The sequence below is a fragment of the Streptomyces antimicrobicus genome (assembly GCF_020532625.1).
Taxonomy (GTDB): domain Bacteria; phylum Actinomycetota; class Actinomycetes; order Streptomycetales; family Streptomycetaceae; genus Streptomyces; species Streptomyces antimicrobicus.
In genome coordinates this window covers 25,501-43,377 of record NZ_JAJAUY010000042.1, presented here as the reverse complement: position 1 = coordinate 43,377, position 17,877 = coordinate 25,501, and the positions used below count along the sequence as shown (strand labels likewise).

General features: G+C 70.9%; 9 protein-coding genes and 1 pseudogene. 7 read left to right on the top strand and 3 right to left on the bottom strand.

Annotated elements, in window-relative coordinates:
- The first annotated feature begins 525 nt into the window (after positions 1-525).
- Positions 526-2,118 (top strand): hypothetical protein, encoded by a 1,593-nt coding sequence (locus LG632_RS30240; RefSeq protein ID WP_264201769.1) that lies wholly within the window; start codon positions 526-528, stop codon positions 2,116-2,118.
- A gap of 78 nt (positions 2,119-2,196) precedes the next feature.
- Here the strand turns inward: LG632_RS30240 and LG632_RS30540 are convergent, their stop codons facing one another.
- Positions 2,197-6,432: a ricin-type beta-trefoil lectin domain protein gene (locus tag LG632_RS30540; RefSeq protein WP_226727270.1), complete on the bottom strand. Its 4,236-nt coding sequence runs from the start codon at positions 6,430-6,432 to the stop codon at positions 2,197-2,199.
- A 780-nt stretch (positions 6,433-7,212) separates the two neighbouring features.
- Between LG632_RS30540 and LG632_RS13505 the strand changes: the two genes are divergently transcribed.
- Together LG632_RS13505 and LG632_RS13500 are read left to right on the top strand one after the other, a co-directional pair.
- Positions 7,213-14,172 carry a polymorphic toxin-type HINT domain-containing protein gene (locus LG632_RS13505; RefSeq protein ID WP_226727269.1) on the top strand — a complete coding sequence of 2,320 codons (6,960 nt, stop codon included), beginning with the start codon at positions 7,213-7,215 and terminating at the stop codon, positions 14,170-14,172.
- A 16-nt stretch (positions 14,173-14,188) separates the two neighbouring features.
- Positions 14,189-14,554 (top strand): hypothetical protein, encoded by a 366-nt coding sequence (locus LG632_RS13500; protein ID WP_226727268.1) that lies wholly within the window; start codon positions 14,189-14,191, stop codon positions 14,552-14,554.
- Between the two features lie 93 nt (positions 14,555-14,647).
- Here the strand turns inward: LG632_RS13500 and LG632_RS13495 are convergent, their stop codons facing one another.
- Complete coding sequence (locus LG632_RS13495) at positions 14,648-14,788, bottom strand: hypothetical protein (protein ID WP_226727267.1); 141 nt, start codon at positions 14,786-14,788, stop codon at positions 14,648-14,650.
- 203 nt (positions 14,789-14,991) lie between these two features.
- Between LG632_RS13495 and LG632_RS30230 the strand changes: the two genes are divergently transcribed.
- Both LG632_RS30230 and LG632_RS30225 read left to right on the top strand, forming a co-directional pair.
- Positions 14,992-15,213: a DUF4262 domain-containing protein gene (locus LG632_RS30230; RefSeq protein WP_264201768.1), complete on the top strand. Its 222-nt coding sequence runs from the start codon at positions 14,992-14,994 to the stop codon at positions 15,211-15,213.
- Positions 15,200-15,492, top strand: a pseudogene (locus LG632_RS30225) (DUF4262 domain-containing protein). The gene LG632_RS30230 and the pseudogene LG632_RS30225 overlap by 14 nt, the downstream one beginning before the upstream one ends.
- 166 nt (positions 15,493-15,658) lie before the next feature.
- On the opposite strand, the gene LG632_RS13485 reads toward LG632_RS30225, so the two are convergent.
- A complete protein-coding gene (locus LG632_RS13485; RefSeq protein WP_226727266.1) occupies positions 15,659-16,612 on the bottom strand; it encodes an IS481 family transposase in 954 nt (317 codons plus the stop codon).
- A 223-nt stretch (positions 16,613-16,835) separates the two neighbouring features.
- On the opposite strand from LG632_RS13485, the gene LG632_RS30220 reads away from it, so the two are divergent.
- Together LG632_RS30220 and fxsA are read left to right on the top strand one after the other, a co-directional pair.
- Positions 16,836-16,964: a hypothetical protein gene (locus tag LG632_RS30220; protein ID WP_264201767.1), complete on the top strand. Its 129-nt coding sequence runs from the start codon at positions 16,836-16,838 to the stop codon at positions 16,962-16,964.
- Between the two features lie 667 nt (positions 16,965-17,631).
- Positions 17,632-17,772, top strand: a complete 141-nt coding sequence (gene fxsA, locus LG632_RS13480) for an FxSxx-COOH cyclophane-containing RiPP peptide (RefSeq protein WP_226727265.1) — start codon at positions 17,632-17,634, stop codon at positions 17,770-17,772.
- Positions 17,773-17,877 lie beyond the last annotated feature (105 nt).

The following is a 17,877-nucleotide window of genomic DNA, read 5'->3' as shown; positions in this document are numbered from 1 at the left end:
GACACCGCGGGCGAGGCCGAGTGCGAACTGGCCGGAGCCCTGCTCCGGCTGTGGCGCCTGCAACGCGACCCGGACCTGTTGACCGAGGCCGAGCGGGCGGCGCGGGTGGCGGCGGCGGGCGGGACCGGGGGCGTGGGGCCGGCCGGGCCGGGGGGCGGGCCGGGGGCCGGATCCGGTGCAGGGGGGACTGAGCGGGGGGTCTCGGCGGAGCCGGGTGCGGGTGCGGGCGCGGGTACGGACGCGGGTGCGGGGCGGGGGGCTGCGGCGGGGCCGGGGCCTGGGCTCGGGCCGGGGCCAGCGCCTGGGCTCGGGCCGGGGTCGGGGGCGCTGCCCGATGCCGGGACGTTGCCCGATGCCGGGGCGCTGCCGGGCTCGCCGCCGGTGCCCGCGGCCGTGCCCGGGGCGAGGCCGCGGGGACCCGCGGCAGGAGCGGACCGCGCGGCGGCGCCCGGACCCGGGACGGGCACCGGCCCCGACCGGAACCCCTCGCCCGCGAACGGTGCGTCGCCGGGAACCTCACCAGGGGTGGTCCGCGGCCGGGCGATGCTGGGCCGGGTGCTGTACGAACGGGCCTCGGCGGACGTGGCCCCGGCGGAGGCGGAGTCCTTGCTGATGGCCGCCGCCGAGGAGTTCGCGGCCGTGGCCGCCGTACCCGACCTGGACCGCGACTTCCGCCTGGACTGCGCGGTCCGCCGCGCCCGGACCCTGACCCGCCTGTCGCACCTGCGCCGCGACCCGGCCCCGCTGCGCGAGGCCCTGGCGGCACTGGAGCACACGGCGGGCACGGACCCCGTACGGCCGGACGACGCGCTCCCCCTGTCCCCGGCCACGTCCGCGGCGCTCCCGCTGGCCCTGGGCCGCGTCCTGCTGGCCCTCCTGGACCACACGACGGACACCCAGGAACGACTCCGCCTCGCGGAACGGGCAGTGACAGAACTGACGACGGGCCTGTCCCTCCTCCAACCCCCGCCCACCCCACCACCCGACCGCCCCGACGACGACGGCAGCGGGCCGGACGTCCGCCGGGGTGGCGGCGGCGGACCGGGCGGTGGGGCCGGGGGCGGTGACGTCCGGCCCGGCGCAGACGGTACGGCCGTCCGGCCCGGCGGTGGCGGTCCCGGCGGCGGTCGTCCCGGCGGTGGCGCCGCCCGAGCCGGTGAGCGGGGCCCGGCGGGGGAGGGCGCGGCGGCGGTCCACGGCATGGTGCGGCGGGAGCGGTTGGCCGTGGCGCGGGCCCGGCTGGATCTGGCCGGGGCGCTCCGGTTCCTGCCCGGGCGGTTGGACGAGGCTCCGGCGCAGCTCGCCGCCGCGCTGGACGAGGCCGCGACCGACCCCGAGCTCCGGCTCGCCGGGCTGGTCTGCCTGGCCCGGGTGCACCGGGCCCGGTTCGTGCGCGACGGCGACCCGGCCGCCCTGGAGGCGGCCGCCGAGGCCTACGCCCGCGCCCGCCGGCTGGTCCCCCGCGACGACGCCGCGTACGGCGACCTCCTCGCCGAATGGGGCGAGGTCCTGCTGGAGCGGGCCCGCGCCGAGGAGGGCCGCCGCTTCACCTCGACGGCGGTACGGGTGCTGCGCGAGAGCCGCGCGGCGGTCCCCCAGTCCGACCCCCGCTCCGGCCCCCGCCTGCTCCGCCTGGCGGCGGGCCTGCGCCTGCGGCACACGTACGAGGGCGACCTCGTCGACCTCCGCGAGGCGGAGTACCTCCTCGAACTCGCCGTCCGGCACAGCCCGGACCCCCTCGACCGCGCCCGGGCCTGGCGCGACCACGGCGACGTCCAGCAGGAGATCCACGCCCACACCTACGCCCACACCCACGCCCTGGACCGCCTCGACCGGGCGGCCGACTCCTACCGGCGCGCCTGGCGGGCCGCCCTGGAACCGGACGACGCCACCTCGGACCCCGCCGCCCTGCGCCTCGCCGCCCTCGCCCAGCAACTGCGCGGCGAGGTCCTCGAACGCCTCTCCCGCCCCCGCGCGGCCCTGGACGCCTACCGCACGTCCCTCACCCTCCTCACCCGCCTCCCCGCCCCCGGCACGGACATCGACACCGGTACCGACGGGGGCGCGGGCCCGGCGGTCCTGCGCACACGCATCCGGGCGTTGGAGGCCGTGCTGTGAGACGCAGACCCTGGCACCGGGAGCGGCCGTCTCCTCACCGAAGGGAGACGGCCGCTCCACCGCGGCGGCGCCGTCAGGTCACGCGGCGGGCCGCGGATCCGGCACCGGCAGCGGGGCCGTGGCCAGGGCCGGGACGGTCCACCGCTGCGCATCGGTGCCGTTGCAGCTCCAGAGCCACAGCTGGGTCCCGCTGTCCGTCCGCGCCCCGCTCAGGTCGAGGCAACGGCCCGAGACGGGGTTGTGGATGCTGCCGTCGGCCCGGGGGTGGAACTGCTGGGCCGGGTTGCCCTTGCAGGTGGCGAGCTGGATGAGGGTCCCGTCGGTGGTTCCGCCGTTGAGGGCGTCGAGGCACTTGCCCTGTACGCGGATGGATCCGTCGGCGCGGACCTCGAAGGTCTGGGGGCCGGTGCCGTTGCAGTCCCAGAGCTGGATCTTGTTGCCGTCGGCCGTGCCGCCCTGGTCATTGTCGATGCACTTGTTGCCGAGCGCGGTCAGCGTGACGGGGCCGGTGGCTCCCGGGGCGACGGGGGCGGCGGCGTACGGGTAGACGGCGAGGTTGCTGACGCCACCGGTGAAACCGCCGTAGGTGTCGGGCTGCCCGTTGACCTTGTACCGGCCGAGGACGAGCGGGCCGACCGGTGCCGGGCTGTCGGAGGCGCGGTGGTGTCCGCTGGCGGCGAGGACCCCGTTGACGTACAGCCCCATGCGCCCGGTCCCGGAGTCGTAGACGGCGGTCAGCCGGGTCCACTCGCCCTTGGTGACGCGGGCGGCGGAATTGCCGCCGGGGGAGGTCCAGTCGTACGCCGGGCCGGTGGTGTCCCCCTTGGCCAGGGCGAAGTTCCATACGCCTTCGGTGCTGGCGTAGAGCGTGAACGCGCTGCTGGTCGTGCCGTCCTGGCTCAGCACGAGGCCGCCGGCGCTGTCGACCTTGGCCATGGTGGAGACGGTGAAGCTCTTGCGGGTGTCGACGACCTTGTCGGCCCCGGTCCCGGCGGTGATGGACGAGCCCGCGCCGCTGAAGGCCGCGTAGGCAGTGGTGCGGCCGTCGACGGTCCCGGTGGGCCAGGTGATGCCGGTGGGCGTGGCGGGGTTGTTGCCGATCTTGCTGGGGGTCGTGCTGCCGTTCTGGCCGGTCAGCAGCCACTGGAAGCGAGGCGTGTTGAGGTTGCCGAGGGGCACGACGGCCGGCTCGATGCCGGTGACGGCCGGGTACGGGGACGCCGAGCCGAGGCCGGTGAACGAGACGAGCTGCTGGTCGGTGCCCACGGCCCACAGGTCGGGCACGCCGTCACCGGTGAGGTCGCCGTCGGAGCCGACGCGAGGGTAGGCCTTCGGGTCGACCTTGCCGGTGAGCAGGCCGGCGGCCGGGTCGGTGAACCCGGTGAGGTCGGGCGCCTGCGGCGTTCCCTTGACGGTGAAGGCGTGGAGCGATCCGTCGGCCTTGGAGCGGGCCCACAGGGTCGGGAAGTCGGTGCCCTGGGCGCGGCCGGGCGTGATGAGGTCGTAGCCGTCCCAGCGCTGGTCGTTCGCGGACAGGAGGACGGCATGTGTGTCCAGCTGGTCGGGCTCACCGGCCGCGCTCAACCAGAGGCGGCCGTTCTCGACGAACAGCAGCGACGTGCGCGGCAGCGTGCCGGGAGCGGCACCGGTGTCGCCGCTGAGGGAACCGAGGGCGGCGATCTGGGTGACCTTCGACCAGTCCCGGCCGTAGCCGTGGGAAGCGCAGTCGATGGCGACGTGGCCGGGTGTGACGCAGCTCGTCGGCTTGACGACGTCGATCGACTCCTGGGTGTCGAACCGGCCCGCGCCGCCGTTGTGCGTGTAGAGGTACAGGTAGAGGTTCGGATGATCCGGCGCGTGGGCGAAGAGGTCGTCGACCGTCTTGTACCCGGGGCTGCCACGGTGGGTGATCTGGACGCCGGTCCAGGTCTTGGACGCGCTCGGTGACGATCCCTGGACGGCGCTCAGCGCGGCAGCGGGGTCGCCGCCGCCGACGAACTGGCGGAGGTCGCCGGCGCCGTCCGGCAGCAGGACGTCCGCCTTCCGGTCGCCGGTGAAGTCTCCGAAGATCGGCGCGGGCGCCTGGGGGTCGGAGGGCGCGTAGTAGCTGTAGGCGACCGGCTGGGAGAGGTTGCCCGCGACGTCCTGGGTCTGGAAGTAGACGAAGTTGGTGCCCCAGCGGGGCGGGGTGACCTTGATGTCGGTCCTGCCGTTCGTCAGCTTGACGATGCCGGGGGTGGTGTCCGTGCACTTCCAGCTGGTGTTCGCGGCCTTGACCGGGTCGGTGGTCCAGCGGCCGCAGGCCAGACCCGAGAAGCGGCCGCCGCCGAGCGGGGCCGGGTCGGCGCCCGAGAGGGTGAACGTTCCCTCCTCGCCGGCCTTCTTGGGGTGCGCGCCGATGGAGCCGGAGGCCGGGAAGTCGGTGGAGGTGACGGCGGCCGTGGGAGGTGTCCGGTCCACCCGGAAGTAGCAAAGATCCGTGTTCGCGCTGGTCAGCGTGCCGTCCGTGGTGCTGGCGAGCCAGCCGTACTGATGGCCGTCGATGCCCTTGCCGACGTTGACGGTCACGTCCCCGTAGCTGCTGTTCCAGCCCGTGGGCCAGTAGTTCGCCGCTTGGCCCGCGTCGTCGTCCCACGTCTTGAACGTGGTGTGGAGCTGCTGGTTGGTGGGTGACCAGGTGGAGACCTTCAGCATGATGTCGGTGTTGGCACCCACCCAGCCGGGGTTCGCCCACGGGGTGGCCGCCCCGGGCGTCGAGCAGTCGTGCGAGGAAGCGGTATCGGCGAAGCCGGGGGCCGGGCTGGTGCGCGGCCACCAGATCGTGGGCGTGATGTCGTACGTGACGACGATGTGCGGGGTGTTGCTGAAGCGCTGACGGAAGTACTTGTTGTACTCGTCGTCCGGTGCGAGGCCGAAGGTGAAGTTGCTCCACTTCTCCCGGGCGGCCGCCTTCATCTGGGTGACGACGTCGAAGGAGATCTCTCCCGAGCCGGACATCCACGTGCTGCCGATCTTCGCGCAGCCGGCCATGCGGGAGGCCTCGCCGCAGGGCTGGTGGTCCCAGCTGGTCGGGTTGCCGATCGGCGGCGTGTGGTACAGGCCCATCGGCGTGCTGGTGGACGGGCTGGAGGAGGAGACGACCGTGGCGTGCAGGCGGGCTTCGAGGACCTCGGCGCCGTGGATCGCGGAGTTGATGCCGACCTGGAAGTAGGCGCGGGTGCGGCCGATTCCGGTGCAGGGCGGGTTGCCCACGTCGTAGCCGCAGTAGCCGGTCGCCGGCCGGTCCTGCCCGTCGGTGGTGCCGTTGTACTCGTTGGTGGACCGGTACGCCTCCTGGACCTGGGCCCAGGCCTGGGTGGTGTTGTCGGCCGTCGGGTTCAGGCCCGGGTCGATGAACCAGGGGCCGGTGCCCCGGCTCAGCAGCGTCGCGTCCGGGACGAGCTGGATGCCTTTCGCGTCGGCCGAGATGCCGATCCGGGCGACGGCGGCTCCGGAGCCGGGGCCCTCCGTGGTGGACGGCGTGGCCGGCTCGCTGTCGGCCGGGGCGGCCGCCTGGGTGCGGGTGGCGCCTGACAGCTTCGATGCGCCCTGAGGACTGCCGGTGGTGGACGAGTCCCACATGATCGGCGTGGGTGCGGAGAAGCGGGTACGTCCCTGCGCATCGGCGGCCTTGAGGTTGCCGGCGCTGTCGGCCGACACCGTGAGACCCTCCGTCTCGACGCCGAGGTGCAGCTTCTTGACCACCGGATCGGCCGCGGCCTCGGGGGTGCGGACGATGAGGATCTGGCGCCAGCCTCCGAGGGTGGTCGCGCTCAGTTCGAGGTCCACGTCCGGCAGGACCCCCCGGTAGAGGGCGCTGTCGCCGTTGAGGGTCGGCTTGGGGAGTGCGAACGGGGCCTTGAGCGCGAGCCTCTTGCCGTCGGCGGTGGTCATGGTGGCCATGGGGCCGGTTCCGCCGCCGGAGAAGCTGAGCCGGGAGGGCACCGCGGTCGGGGCGATCGAGCCGTCCGCCTGGACGCGGAGGGTGGCGTCGATTCCGCGCCAGTTGCCCGCGGCGTCCTTGACGCGCTGCGGAACGGGCGTGGTGTCGGTGGTGAGCGTGCCGTCGGGGTTGGCGAAGGTCTGGGAGCTCTCGGTCGTCAGACGGTCGACGGCGGTGGGCCTGCCGCTGGCCTTGGCCTGGGCGCGCGCGGCGTCCAGCGCCCTTTCCGCTTCTGTGGGCGCGGGCTTCGGCGGCGGAGCCGGCCAGGCGGTGGAACCGGCGGGGCCTTGACCTGGGCCGGCTGCGGCTTGGGCGGGCGGGGCGGCGAGCACGCCGGCACCGAGCGCGAGTACGGCGGCGAGGGGAAGCGCGAGGGCGCCCGACGCAGCCCGCCGACTGCGTAGGGCCCCGGATCGCCAGGGAGAGCGGGAAGGAAGTTTCGGCCTCAAGGCAGAGGTCCTCGCTGTGAGCGGTCTGTGGACAGAGATCAGCCGCACGGTTCCTTCCTGTCTGCAAATCTGTCAACACTTTTTCAAGTGCGGAAGTCCGCTTCATGGCAACGAGGACCGGCTTGTCCCCTGCGTGACATAGATCATGCGGCGAGGAATCGAAAATTCCGTGGGCGTGTCGAAGTCGCGTTCTCTAGGGTGCGTTCGATCCGGGCTCCGTCAGTCCGGTGTCGTCATGTTCCTGTGTCCTGTGGGGGGATTCAGTTGTCTCGTCGGGGTGGATCCGCCGTTCGCTCGAAACACGGGCGAGCGCGGATCGCGGTGCTGGCCGCGCTCGCGGTCGTCTTCTCCGGGCTCGGTCTTCCTGCGGTCCAGGCGGCGGACAAGCCGCCGAAGGTGTGGGTTCCGCCGAACACGCCCCTGCCGGACACCAAGCCGGTGAAGGGCTCGCATGCGAAGCCGGCCGGAAATGAGACAGTCACCGGCCGGAAATGGTCGGCCCCCAAGGATGTGAATAAGCCATCCGGTGCGGCGGACGTGAATCTCTCGTCCGGAGAGAAAAGTCGGTCGGTGAACGGCCCCGCCCCGGTGCGTGCGGGTGAATTACCCGTATGGGTCACTCCCCGCGGTGGCGCAAACAAAACGCTGTCGCTGGCGCAAAGTGTGCTGGGATCGGGAATCGGTGACAGCTCCGCTCTGCGCGTCGAGGTCAAGAACGACGCCCAGACCCGCGCCGCGGGCGTCAACGGCGCCCTGGTCGCCCTCACCGACACCGCCACCGCCGCCGGCACCGCCCCGGCCGGCACGGTGCAGGTCGGTCTCGACGTCTCGGCCTGGGCGAAGTCGGCCGGTGCCAACTGGGCGGACCGGGCCCGTCTGGTCCAGCTCCCCGCGTGTGCCCTGACCACGCCCGGAGCGCAGGGCTGCACCCGGCGGACTCCCGTCGAGACCCGCCGCGACGCCTCCGGGCGCCTGGTCGCCGAGGTCGACGTACCCAAGAGCCCGGCCATGACGGGCGTGCTGAAGGCCCCGGCGACCGGGAACTCCGCCCCCGCCTCGGCTCCGCAGGTCCTCGCCCCGCAGTCCGTGGCCCTCGCCGTCGAGCCGGGTCCCTCGGGTGCCAGCGGTGACTTCACCGCGACCCCGCTGCTGCCCTCCGCTTCCTGGCAGGCCGGTTCGAACGCCGCGAACTTCACCTACGGCTACACCGTCGAGCTGCCCTCCACCATCGCCGGCCCGGCACCGAGCCTGGGCCTGGGCTACGACTCCTCGTCCATCGACGGCCGGACCGCCTCCACGAACGCCCAGTCCGGCATCTTCGGCGAGGGCTGGGACTGGCACCCGGGATCGATCTCACGCACGTACAAGTCCTGCAAGGACGCCGGCATCAAGGACTCGGGCGACGAGTGCTGGGCCGGAGACATCCTGTCCCTGAACCTGGCCGGCCACGCCGGCCAGATCGTCCGCGACGACGCGACGTGCGTCTACCGCCTCCAGGGCGAGGACGGCACGAAGATCGAGCGCCTGACCGGGCAGCGCAACGCCGCCTGGAAGGGCGAGGGCTTCAAGGTCACCACGACCGACGGCACCCAGTACTACTTCGGCGCCAACCGCCTGCCCGGCGGCGACGGCACCGACCCCGAGGCCAAGTCCGTCTCGACCGTCCCCGTCTACTTCACCAGCGGCCAGGACAAGTGCCTGGGCGCCGAGACCCCCGCCAACGGCTCGTGGGTGCAGATGGGCTGGCAGTGGAACCTCGACTTCGTCGTGGACCCGCACCAGAACCTGCTCCAGTACCGCTACGAGCAGGAGGGCAACTTCTACGGGCGCGGCGGCGGCCAGAACGACGGCAACGGGACCCTCACCGCATACCAGCGCGGCTCCTACCCGACCTGGATCGGCTACGGCCAGCGCCTCCCGGACCAGATCACCGCCAAGGGCGCTGCCAAGCCCGCCGCGCAGGCGTGGCTGCGTACCGCCGAGCGCTGCTTCGCGTCCGGCGCCATCACCTGCGACCCGTCCCAGCGCACCAAGGCCAACGCCAAGTCCTGGCCCGACACCCCCGTCGACCAGGAGTGCGCCGCCACCGGCCAGTGCCTGAACCTGTCGCCGACGTACTTCACCACCCGGCGCGTCACCAAGATCGACACCGAGGTCCTGGACGGCACGGCGTACCGCACGGTCGACTCCTACGCCCTGAACCAGTCCTTCCAGGACCCGGGCGACGGCACCTCCCCGACCCTGTGGCTGGACTCCGTCCAGCGCACCGGCTCCAACGGCCGGACGCCGCTGACCCTCCCGGCCGTCTCCTTCCAGCCGCTGCAGATTCCCAACCGCGTCGACGGCGTCGTCAAGCGCCCGGACGGGACCGAGGCCTCCGCGCCGTCGTACCGCCGGCCGCGCATCCAGTCGATCACCACCGAGACCGGCGGCCGCATCAACGTCGTCTACAAGGCGCCCGAATGCTCCCGGCTGCGCGGCACCATGCCGGCGTCCGAGGACACCAACACCATGGCCTGCATGCCGGTGAAGTGGTACCTGCCCGGCCAGTCCTACCCGGACCCGGTGAACGACTGGTTCCACAAGGTCGTCGTCCAGTCCGTCACCCACCAGGACCTGGTCGCCGGCCAGGTCTCCACGGTCACCGAGTACGAGTACGGCGGCGGCATCGCCTGGCACCGCAACGACTCCGAGTTCACCGACCCCAAGACCCGCACCTGGGACCAGTTCCGCGGCTTCGCCACCGTCACCACCCGGGGCGGCACCGGCAGCGACGGCCCGCGCACCAAGTCCGTCGCCACCTTCCTGCGCGGCATGGACGGCGACGTCCTGGCCAACGGCACCAAGCGCACCGTGAACGTCACCGACACCCACGGCGGCACCATCAAGGACGAGGAAGTGCTCTCCGGCTTCGTCCGCCAGACCCAGACCTACGACGGTGACGGCGGGAACGTCGTCGCCGACGAGGTCTCCACCCCCTGGCTCGGGCCGATCACCGCGACCCGCGCCCAGTCCGGCGGCATGCCGCCGATCACCGCCCGTGCCATGAACACCGCCAAGGTGACCAGCCGCGCCAAGCTCGCGAACGGCAGCTGGCGCACCGGCGAGCGCACGTCCACCTACGACACCACCCTCGCCACCCGGCCGCTGCAGGTCGACGACTGGGCCGACACCTCGCGCCCGGACCAGCGCCTGTGCACCACCTTCGAGTACGCCACCGCCCCCGGCGGCGTCCCCACCCCGCTGGCCTCGCGCACCCTGGTTCTCTCGGGCCCCTGCGGCCAGACGCCCAACCGCAACAACACGGTCGGCGACACCCGCACCTACTTCGACAACCTCCCCCTCGGCCAGACCGGCACCACCGCCGAGCAGACCGGCACGGAGGTCCTGGAGCGCTACGACGGCTTCAACGCCCCGGTCTACCGTCTGAACGCCACCTCGACGTACGACGCGTACGGCCGCGTCACCAGCACCACCAACCACACCCGCAAGGACGCGGCCCATCCGGGCGGCGCCGTCACCAGGACCGAGTACACCCCGGCCACCGGCGCCCTGCCGACCCAGGTCACCCACACCAACCCCCTGGGCTGGAAGTCCGTCAACACCCTCGACCCCGGCCGCTCCCTGCCGCTCAAGACCACCGACGAGAACAACCACGTCGCCGAACGCGAGTACGACGCCTTCGGCCGCATCGTCAACGTCTGGCAGCCCGGCCAGGAACGCTCCAAGGGCTTCAAGCCGGTCCGCACGTTCTCGTACGGGATGAACGGCACCAACGCGCCGACCACCGTCCTCAGCCAGGCGCTGATGAGCGACGGGACGAACTACACGTCCAGCTACACGATCTACGACGGCATCGGACGCGTCCGGCAGACCCAGGCCAGCAATCCGGCCGGCGTGGGCGGCCCCAGCCGTCTGATCACGGACGCGACGTTCGACTCGCACGGCCGGCAGGTGAAGACCAGCGCCGCCTACTACAACGACGAAGCGCCCCCGTCAGCCGCGCTCTTCCTGCCGAACGGCGGGGTCCAGCCGGACAGCAAGATCCCCGCACAGACGTACCAGGTCTTCGACGGCCTCGGCCGCGCCACCGCCACGGTCTTCCAGTCCTACGGCGTGGAGCAGTGGCGCGCCAGGACGGAGTACCCCGGCGCGGACGAGGTCCGCTCCATCCCGCCGAACGGCGGCTTCGCCTCGGCCTCGATCACCGACGGCCTCGGCCAGCGGGTGGCGCTGCGCCAGTACAAGAGCAACACGCCCACGGGCGCCTACGACGAGACGACGTACGGCTACAACACGCAGGGCAAGGAACTGTGGCGCAAGGACCCCTCCGGCAACGAGTGGACCTTCGCCTACGACCTCCTCGGCCGCGTGGTGAGGACCACGGACCCGGACGCGGGCACCGGCACGACCACCTACGACGACCCGAAGAACCAGGTCACGGTCACCGACGCCCGCGGAAAGAGCGCCACCACGGTCTCGGACATCCTCGGCCGCCCCGTCGCCACCTACGAGGGCACCACGCCCGATCCGGTCAGGCAGGTCGCCGGATACACCTACGACACCAAGGCACTGGGCAAGCCCAGCAGTACCACCCGCTACGTCGGCGGCGTCGCGGGCCAGGCGTACGTGTCCGAGGTCACCGGCTACGACGGCGGTTACCGTCCCCTCGGCAGCAAGATCACGATCCCGGCGTCCGAGGGCAAGCTGGCGGGCACGTACGAGACCGCCAACACCTACACCACCCTGGGCCAGCTCAAGAGCACGGAACTCCCGGCGATTCCGGCGGCGGGCCTGCTGACGGAGAGGCTGGCGTTCGGCTTCAACAAGTCCGGCAACCAGACCTCGCTGGCCGGCACCATCAACGGTGTGCGGACCCCGTACATGGTCGCGGCCGAGTACGACCCGTACGGGCGCGCGATCCGCACCACGGTCGGTGACACGGGCAAGCAGGTCGTCTCCACGATCGACTACGACGCCGCCACCGGACGTCCGATCCGTTCGACGCTGGACAAGCAGACGTCCGCGACCGCGAGCGTCGACGTCGTCGACTACACCTACAACCAGGTCGGCCAGCTGACCTCGATCGGCACCACGCAGGACGGCGCGACCCGCGACCTGCAGTGCTTCACCCACGATTACCTCGGCCGGCTCACCCAGGCCTGGACCGACACCGGCACCCAGACCACGGCCCCGCAGCCGTCGGTCCGCGGCATCGGTGGCTGCGCCAACACGGGCGGCCCGGCAGTCGACGCCACCGGCAAGCCGAGCGTCGGCGGTCCGGCCCCGTACTGGCAGCAGTACGAGTACGACAAGCTGGGCAACCGCACCAAGCTGGTCCGCAAGGACCCGACCGGTGTCACGTCGAAGGACGTGACGGTCACCCAGACCTTCGGCACCGGGCCGAACACCCCGTCCACCGACCCGAGGACGGGCGGCGGCACGGGCGGTCCGCACGCGCTGATGACCTCCACGGAGACCAGCGCCGCCACGGGCACGAAGGTCACCTCCTACACGTACGACGCGAGCGGCAACACCGCCTCGATCACCAGCACGCCGGGCACGAAGACCCTGACCTGGAACGGCCAGGGCAAGCTGGACAAGATCACCGGCACCGGCGAGAGCGCGGGCACCAGCTACCTCTACGACGCGGCCGGCAACCAGCTGATCCGCCGCGACCCGGGCAGCACGACACTGAACCTCGGCAGCGACCAGATCACCCTGGACACCGCCAGCGGCAAGGTGTCCAACGTCCGCACGTACGGAGTCCTGGGCGGGCTGTCCGTCACCCGCACCACCACGGCCGGCACGTCCACCCTGGCCTACCAGGGCTCGGACCACCACGGCACGGGCGGTGTCCAGCTCAGTGCCGCGGACCTCACCCATGTGCGCCGCCACTCCGACCCCTTCGGCAACGAGCGCGGCACGGCACCGGCCGCTGGCGCCTGGGCGGGCGACAAGGGCTTCGTGGGCGGCACCAAGGAGAAGTCCACCGGCTTCACCCTGCTGGGCGCCCGCGAGTACGACCCGACGACGGCCCGCTTCATCAGCCCGGACCCGATCATCGACCCGGGCGACCCGCAGCAGTGGAACGGCTACGCGTACTCCAGCAACAGCCCGATCAACAAGTCCGATCCCAGCGGGATGAAGGAGTTCTGCGACAACTTCTCCAGCTGCACCGTGCCTCGCTCGGGCGGAGGAGGCGGGTCGGGCAGTAGCAACCAGATCCCTCCTGACCCTGGCGGCCCTTCCCCGGCTGACCATGACTACAACGAGGCCCAGAACCAGGTCACCAAGGCCAAGCAGCGCACCGACCAGCTGAAGCACGAGGTCGTCGAGCTCATCGGGGACCTGATCGGCTACAACGACGCCCGCGACTGCTTCACCAAGGGCGACGTCATGGCCTGCATCAACACGGCCCTTAACGCCGTCCCCTGGGGGAAGATCGCAAAGGCGATCAAGGTCGGCATCAAGGCCTACAAGGTCTACAAGGAACTGAACAAGGCCTACGACGCCGTCCACGCGGCCGAACGCAACGCCTCTCGCGCGGCCGAGGCCCTCAGCCGTAGCAAGAAGGCCATCGCCGAAGCCCGGGAGGCCGAGGCGAAGGCGGCTCAGGCGGCGAAGGAGAAGGCCGGCGCGAGATCGGAGGGCGACAGCGCCGGGACAGAGGCCAAGTCCACCAAGAGCGACGCAGACGCAGAAGCCCAGTCCGCCAGCGCCGAGTCACGGAGCAGCAGCGGCGGGGAAGGCGGAGCGGCGGCCTGCAAGAAGAACAGCTTCCCGACCGGCACCCACGTCCTGATGGCCGACGGCACCACCAAGGCCATGGAGGACATCAAGGTCGGCGACCAGGTGATGGCCACCGACCCCCAGACGGGCGAAACCTCCCCCAAGGAGGTCACCAACACCATCACCACCCCGGACGACAAGGAGTTCACCGACCTCACCTTGACCGACGACGCGAACCCCCGCGGCCCGCCGTCGGTCATCACCTCCACCTACCACCACCCCTCGTGGAGCGAGACCCGCAAGCAGTGGGTCGACGCCGGCGACATCAAGGCGGGCGAAAAACTCCGCCGACCGAACGGCACCACCCTCACGGTCCAGGCAACCCGCAACTACCCCTTCGCGGTCACCACGCACAACCTCACGGTCGACGACGTCCACACCTACTATGTTGTGGCGGGCAGCGTCCCGGTCCTGGTCCATAACTGTGAATCGAACACTGATGGGTATCTGTATCGCGGTGTCGCCAAGGGGCACGCTAGCTATGGCACCGCTGCGGAAGGCCGTGCGGTGCCCCGCGGAACCAGGACGGACATCCACGGTCACTCGGGGGGAAATCAAACGGATACCGTCTTCACATCGTGGTCGGACGACCCCGACATTGCCGAGTACGGCGCCCAGAATCTGGGGGATGATTTCGTTGGGGAAGGTGTGATGCTGCGCATCAAGGTGGCAAACATCGACCCCGCCGTAGGGCCATCGAGAAACATTCAGATCCACGGCACCAAGTATGAAAGGTTCTCGGAAGATGAGCACCTTATCGTTGGCGAAATCCTGGCCGACGATATCAGCTTCGACTTCGGGCAGACCTGGTCACCCGTCAGGCGGCGATGAGATGAACGAAGTCTCCATGAATGAACTGCTCGCCGCATTCGATTCCGATTCGGAGGCCAGCCTTCAGGCCAAGAATGCATTGCTTTCTGGAGCGCCTTTCGAGATCTGGCTCGACCCCCTTCCGGCCTCGAGGCTTCGGGGCATCCTTCGCGGGAGGGTGAGGAGCCTGCAGAGGCGCGGCAAGTCGGTTGTCGGGGTCACGGAATGCCTTGCGAGGCTTGCCGAAAAGGGCGAGCAGGGCCTTCTTGTGGCGTACGTTGACGATCGCGAACGAGGCGGATATCTCTTTCCTCTCTACCTCGATCCACAACCGCTCAAAGTGGTCGGATGCATAGGGTTTGGCTCTTCCCCCGAAGGTGACCCCATCGCCGGTCCGGAGTAACACCGCGGGTAGGAAAAGCCTCACAGTGCCCCAGTGGCCCCACCGGATCTGCTTCCGGTGGGGCCACTGGGTTTTTGACAGCATGCCCGCACCTCACGGGAGCGGAACGTTGACGCGCGTGATGTTGTTCAGCTCAGGCAGACGGCCGTCGTAGCGGTCAGCGCAGGCGGTGGTCGGCCCCACGGTGCTGATGACAACGACGGCCATGATCGACGAGGTGTCCGGATCCGCCATGACGGCCAATCGTCACCTGCACTCGGTCTGCTCGCCGCTGTGGACCCGGGCGACGGCAACACCCGTACGGCCTGCGCCATCCGGTCGCCTCGGGTACGAAGACGACTCCAGGGATGTGGGCGGCCGCACGGTAGAGAGAAACCCGCCCAGGACTAATTCATGCGAACGGGTTACCGCGAGGGCTCGCCTTGTACCCTCGGCACATGACCGATGCTCCGTTCCGATGCCGCTGCGTCCTCTGCCACGACTACGGCGACCGGGACCAAGTGAACCGCATGGATCAGACGGTCATCGAGCACGTGCAGCAGCACGGATGGCACGTCGTGATGGTTCCCGAGGACGAGATCGGTCCCGGATTCGCCTACACGATCGGCCTCGCGCACACGCACGGTGCACCTGAATTGGCTGGCCATGTTCGGGCTTGATGTCCACATCATGCACCGCATCCTCAACACCCTCGGAGAGAAGTCCGCCGCGGGCGAAGCACTGGCGGACGGTCAGAGCCGTCCTGATGTGGTCGCCGGGCGCCGGGTCGCGCTCAGGCGGGTCGATCGCGGCTGGTACCGGACTTCGGACAGGCCATCGGGTTCTACCGGCGGCCGCCCCTGCCGGTGCTGCAAGTCGCGTGGCCTGATGCCGAGGACCGTTTCCACTGGGACGAGCAGGCCGACGACAGGCATCGCGAGTCACAGCCTCAGCTGTGACTGCCGCCGAGGGACCATCCTGTAGGGATCTGGACGACCGAATTGTGATCTTGGAGCACCGGGAACCGGCGATCCAGCACGTGAGCGATGCACTGTGCGAACCGGTTCAGTCGGATCGCCGCCATGCGCTCGGCACCGTGGCGGGCATGCGGTGGCCGATCTGGTGCTAGGTGTATTGCCCAGTGAGGTTGGGGACGCGGCTGGTGGGTGGTTTGCCTGCGAGGGCGGTGTGTCCGCGGTGGTGATTGTAGGAGTGCAGCCAGCTGGGGAAGGCGTCGCGTCGTTCCTGCTCTGAGCGGTAGGGGCGGGCGTAGGCCCACTCGTCCAGCAGGGTGGGGTTCAGCCTTTCGACCTTGCCGTTGGTCTGGGGCCGGTAGGGCCGGGTTCGCTTGTGGGCGATTGCGGCCGTCGCCAGGGTGTCGCGCCAGGCGTGGGACTTGTAGCGGGCGCCGTTGTCGGTCAGGACGCGCTCGACGGTGATCTCGCACGAGGTGAAGAACGCGTGGGCCCGCTGCCAGAAACCGGCGGCGGTTTCCTTCTTTTCGTCGGCCAGGATCTCGCTGTAGGCGAGGCGGGAGTGGTCGTCGACGGCGGTGTGGATGTAGCTGTAGCCGGCATTGGCTCGGTTCTTGCGGCCGGCCTGGCGGCCGAGGGTCTTGTGTCCGCCGCCGTGGGGGATGTTGCCGAGCTTCTTGATGTCCACGTGCACGAGCTCGCCCGGCCGGTCGCGCTCGTAGCGGCGTATGACGGCACCGGTGGCCCGGTCCAGGTGGGTCAGACGGGCCAGACCGAACCGGGTCAGGACACGATGAACGGTCGAAGGGACCAGGCCCAGGAGGTGAGCGATGCGGGCCGGGCCCCACCGGCGCAGGACGCGAACCTTGATGATCCGGCGTTCGGTGCGGGTCGGGGTCCGGCGTGGGCTGTGGTGCGGGCGGCTGGAGCGGTCGGCCATGCCGATCTCGCCCAGGGTCCTGTAGCGGTCGGCCCACCGTTGAGCGGTGGTGGGTGAGACCTGGAAGCGTTCAGCGGCCAGGCGCAGCGTCAGGCCGCCCTCGACGATGCAGCGGGCCAGACGCAGGCGTCCGGTCTCGGTCAGGGGTGCATTACGGTGGGGCATGAGGGCCTTCTGCTGGTCGGTGTAGACGTCGCAATCCACACCGAACCGGAAGGCCCACACCCGTTCAAGATCCCTCAGTCGAGATCTGCATCACCCGTCCACAACCTCCCTGGACAGAACAGCTAGTCCTTGGTGCAGCCGCGAACGGCCCTGCTGGCTCCGAGTAGTACGGAGCCACGTGCCACCACGCCGTCTCCCACGACGCTCTTCAGCCGGCGACCTGTTGTTCTGGGCCAAGGGCGGCTCCGAGGGCGGCTCCTCCGGCTCGATCTACCACGTCGCGGTCTACGCCGCGGACTGCAACGTCCTGCACGCCCCGCGCACCGGCCGGGTCGTGGAAACCAGCCGCTGACCGCCGCCATGCCCGCCGGTGGTTAACACCCCTCCTCCGGCACCGCCGCCTTCCGCTTTCCGCGTCCCTGCAGGGATCCGGGCTGTGGGATGACGCGCCTGGACAGCCAGGACCGGTACTCGCCTGCCGCGCTCGCACGTGTGGTGACCTCGACCGCCCTCCCGCAGCGGACAACGGCACGGCCGGAGGCCTCCGCCTGGGCCCGGTGCTCCTGCGGCTCGTGCCCAGCGGCGGGACGCCTCCACGGCCGGTATCAGGGCGAGCAGAAAGTCGAGCGCGGCGGCCGCCTGCCTGAGCTGGTTGCGCACCAGGCGCGGCGAGACGGGGGCAGCCACCATGATCAGGTCGCCGAGCGCAGCCACGTCACGGCTCCCTGACGCAGCCCCTGAACGCCGAGCCGGTCGGCGGACGCGCGAACCCGAGCGGAGGCCGCGCCGCGGGAGTGTCCGAGCGGCGACATGGTTGCGTCATCGGGCGGCCACCGCGTGCTCGGCGGCCGGCAGCCCCGGTCGATCCGGCGGCCGATCCCCTCCGGCCCTGTCCGCAGCCGTGCACCGCAGCGGGGCGGTGTCGTTTCTCGGCTTGTGTCGACGGGCAAGGCAAAGGGATGGGCCGTGCGCGGGATGGTGTTCGTGAAGGGGTCGGGGTCGGCGGCGGTTGCGGGGAGTTGCCCGATCTGTCGCGGGTGGAGCTGCGGGAGTTGCGGGGGATCGGGCATCCCGTGCTCGCCGAGGTGATCGAGGGGTTGGTCGAGCGGGTGCTGCGGCCCGCCGAGGTGCTCAACGCCTTCGACTCCGGGGTGGTGTGAGGCGCGCGGGCGGCGGCGGAGTTGACCACTTTCTGCCGTTAGGCGCGGTCGTCCGCCGGGCAGGGATGGACCGTCCGCGACGGCAGGAACGGCCGTGGAGCCGGC

Bases quoted from the DNA above. Each gene is read 5' to 3' on its own strand.
- LG632_RS13500 (WP_226727268.1), top strand. From the start codon at position 14,189: ATGAATGAACTGCTCGCCGCATTCGATTCCGATTCGGAGGCCAGCCTT.
- LG632_RS30230 (WP_264201768.1), top strand. From the start codon at position 14,992: ATGACCGATGCTCCGTTCCGATGCCGCTGCGTCCTCTGCCACGACTAC.
- LG632_RS13495 (WP_226727267.1), bottom strand. From the start codon at position 14,788: ATGGCGGATCCGGACACCTCGTCGATCATGGCCGTCGTTGTCATCAGC.
- LG632_RS13485 (WP_226727266.1), bottom strand. From the start codon at position 16,612: ATGCCCCACCGTAATGCACCCCTGACCGAGACCGGACGCCTGCGTCTG.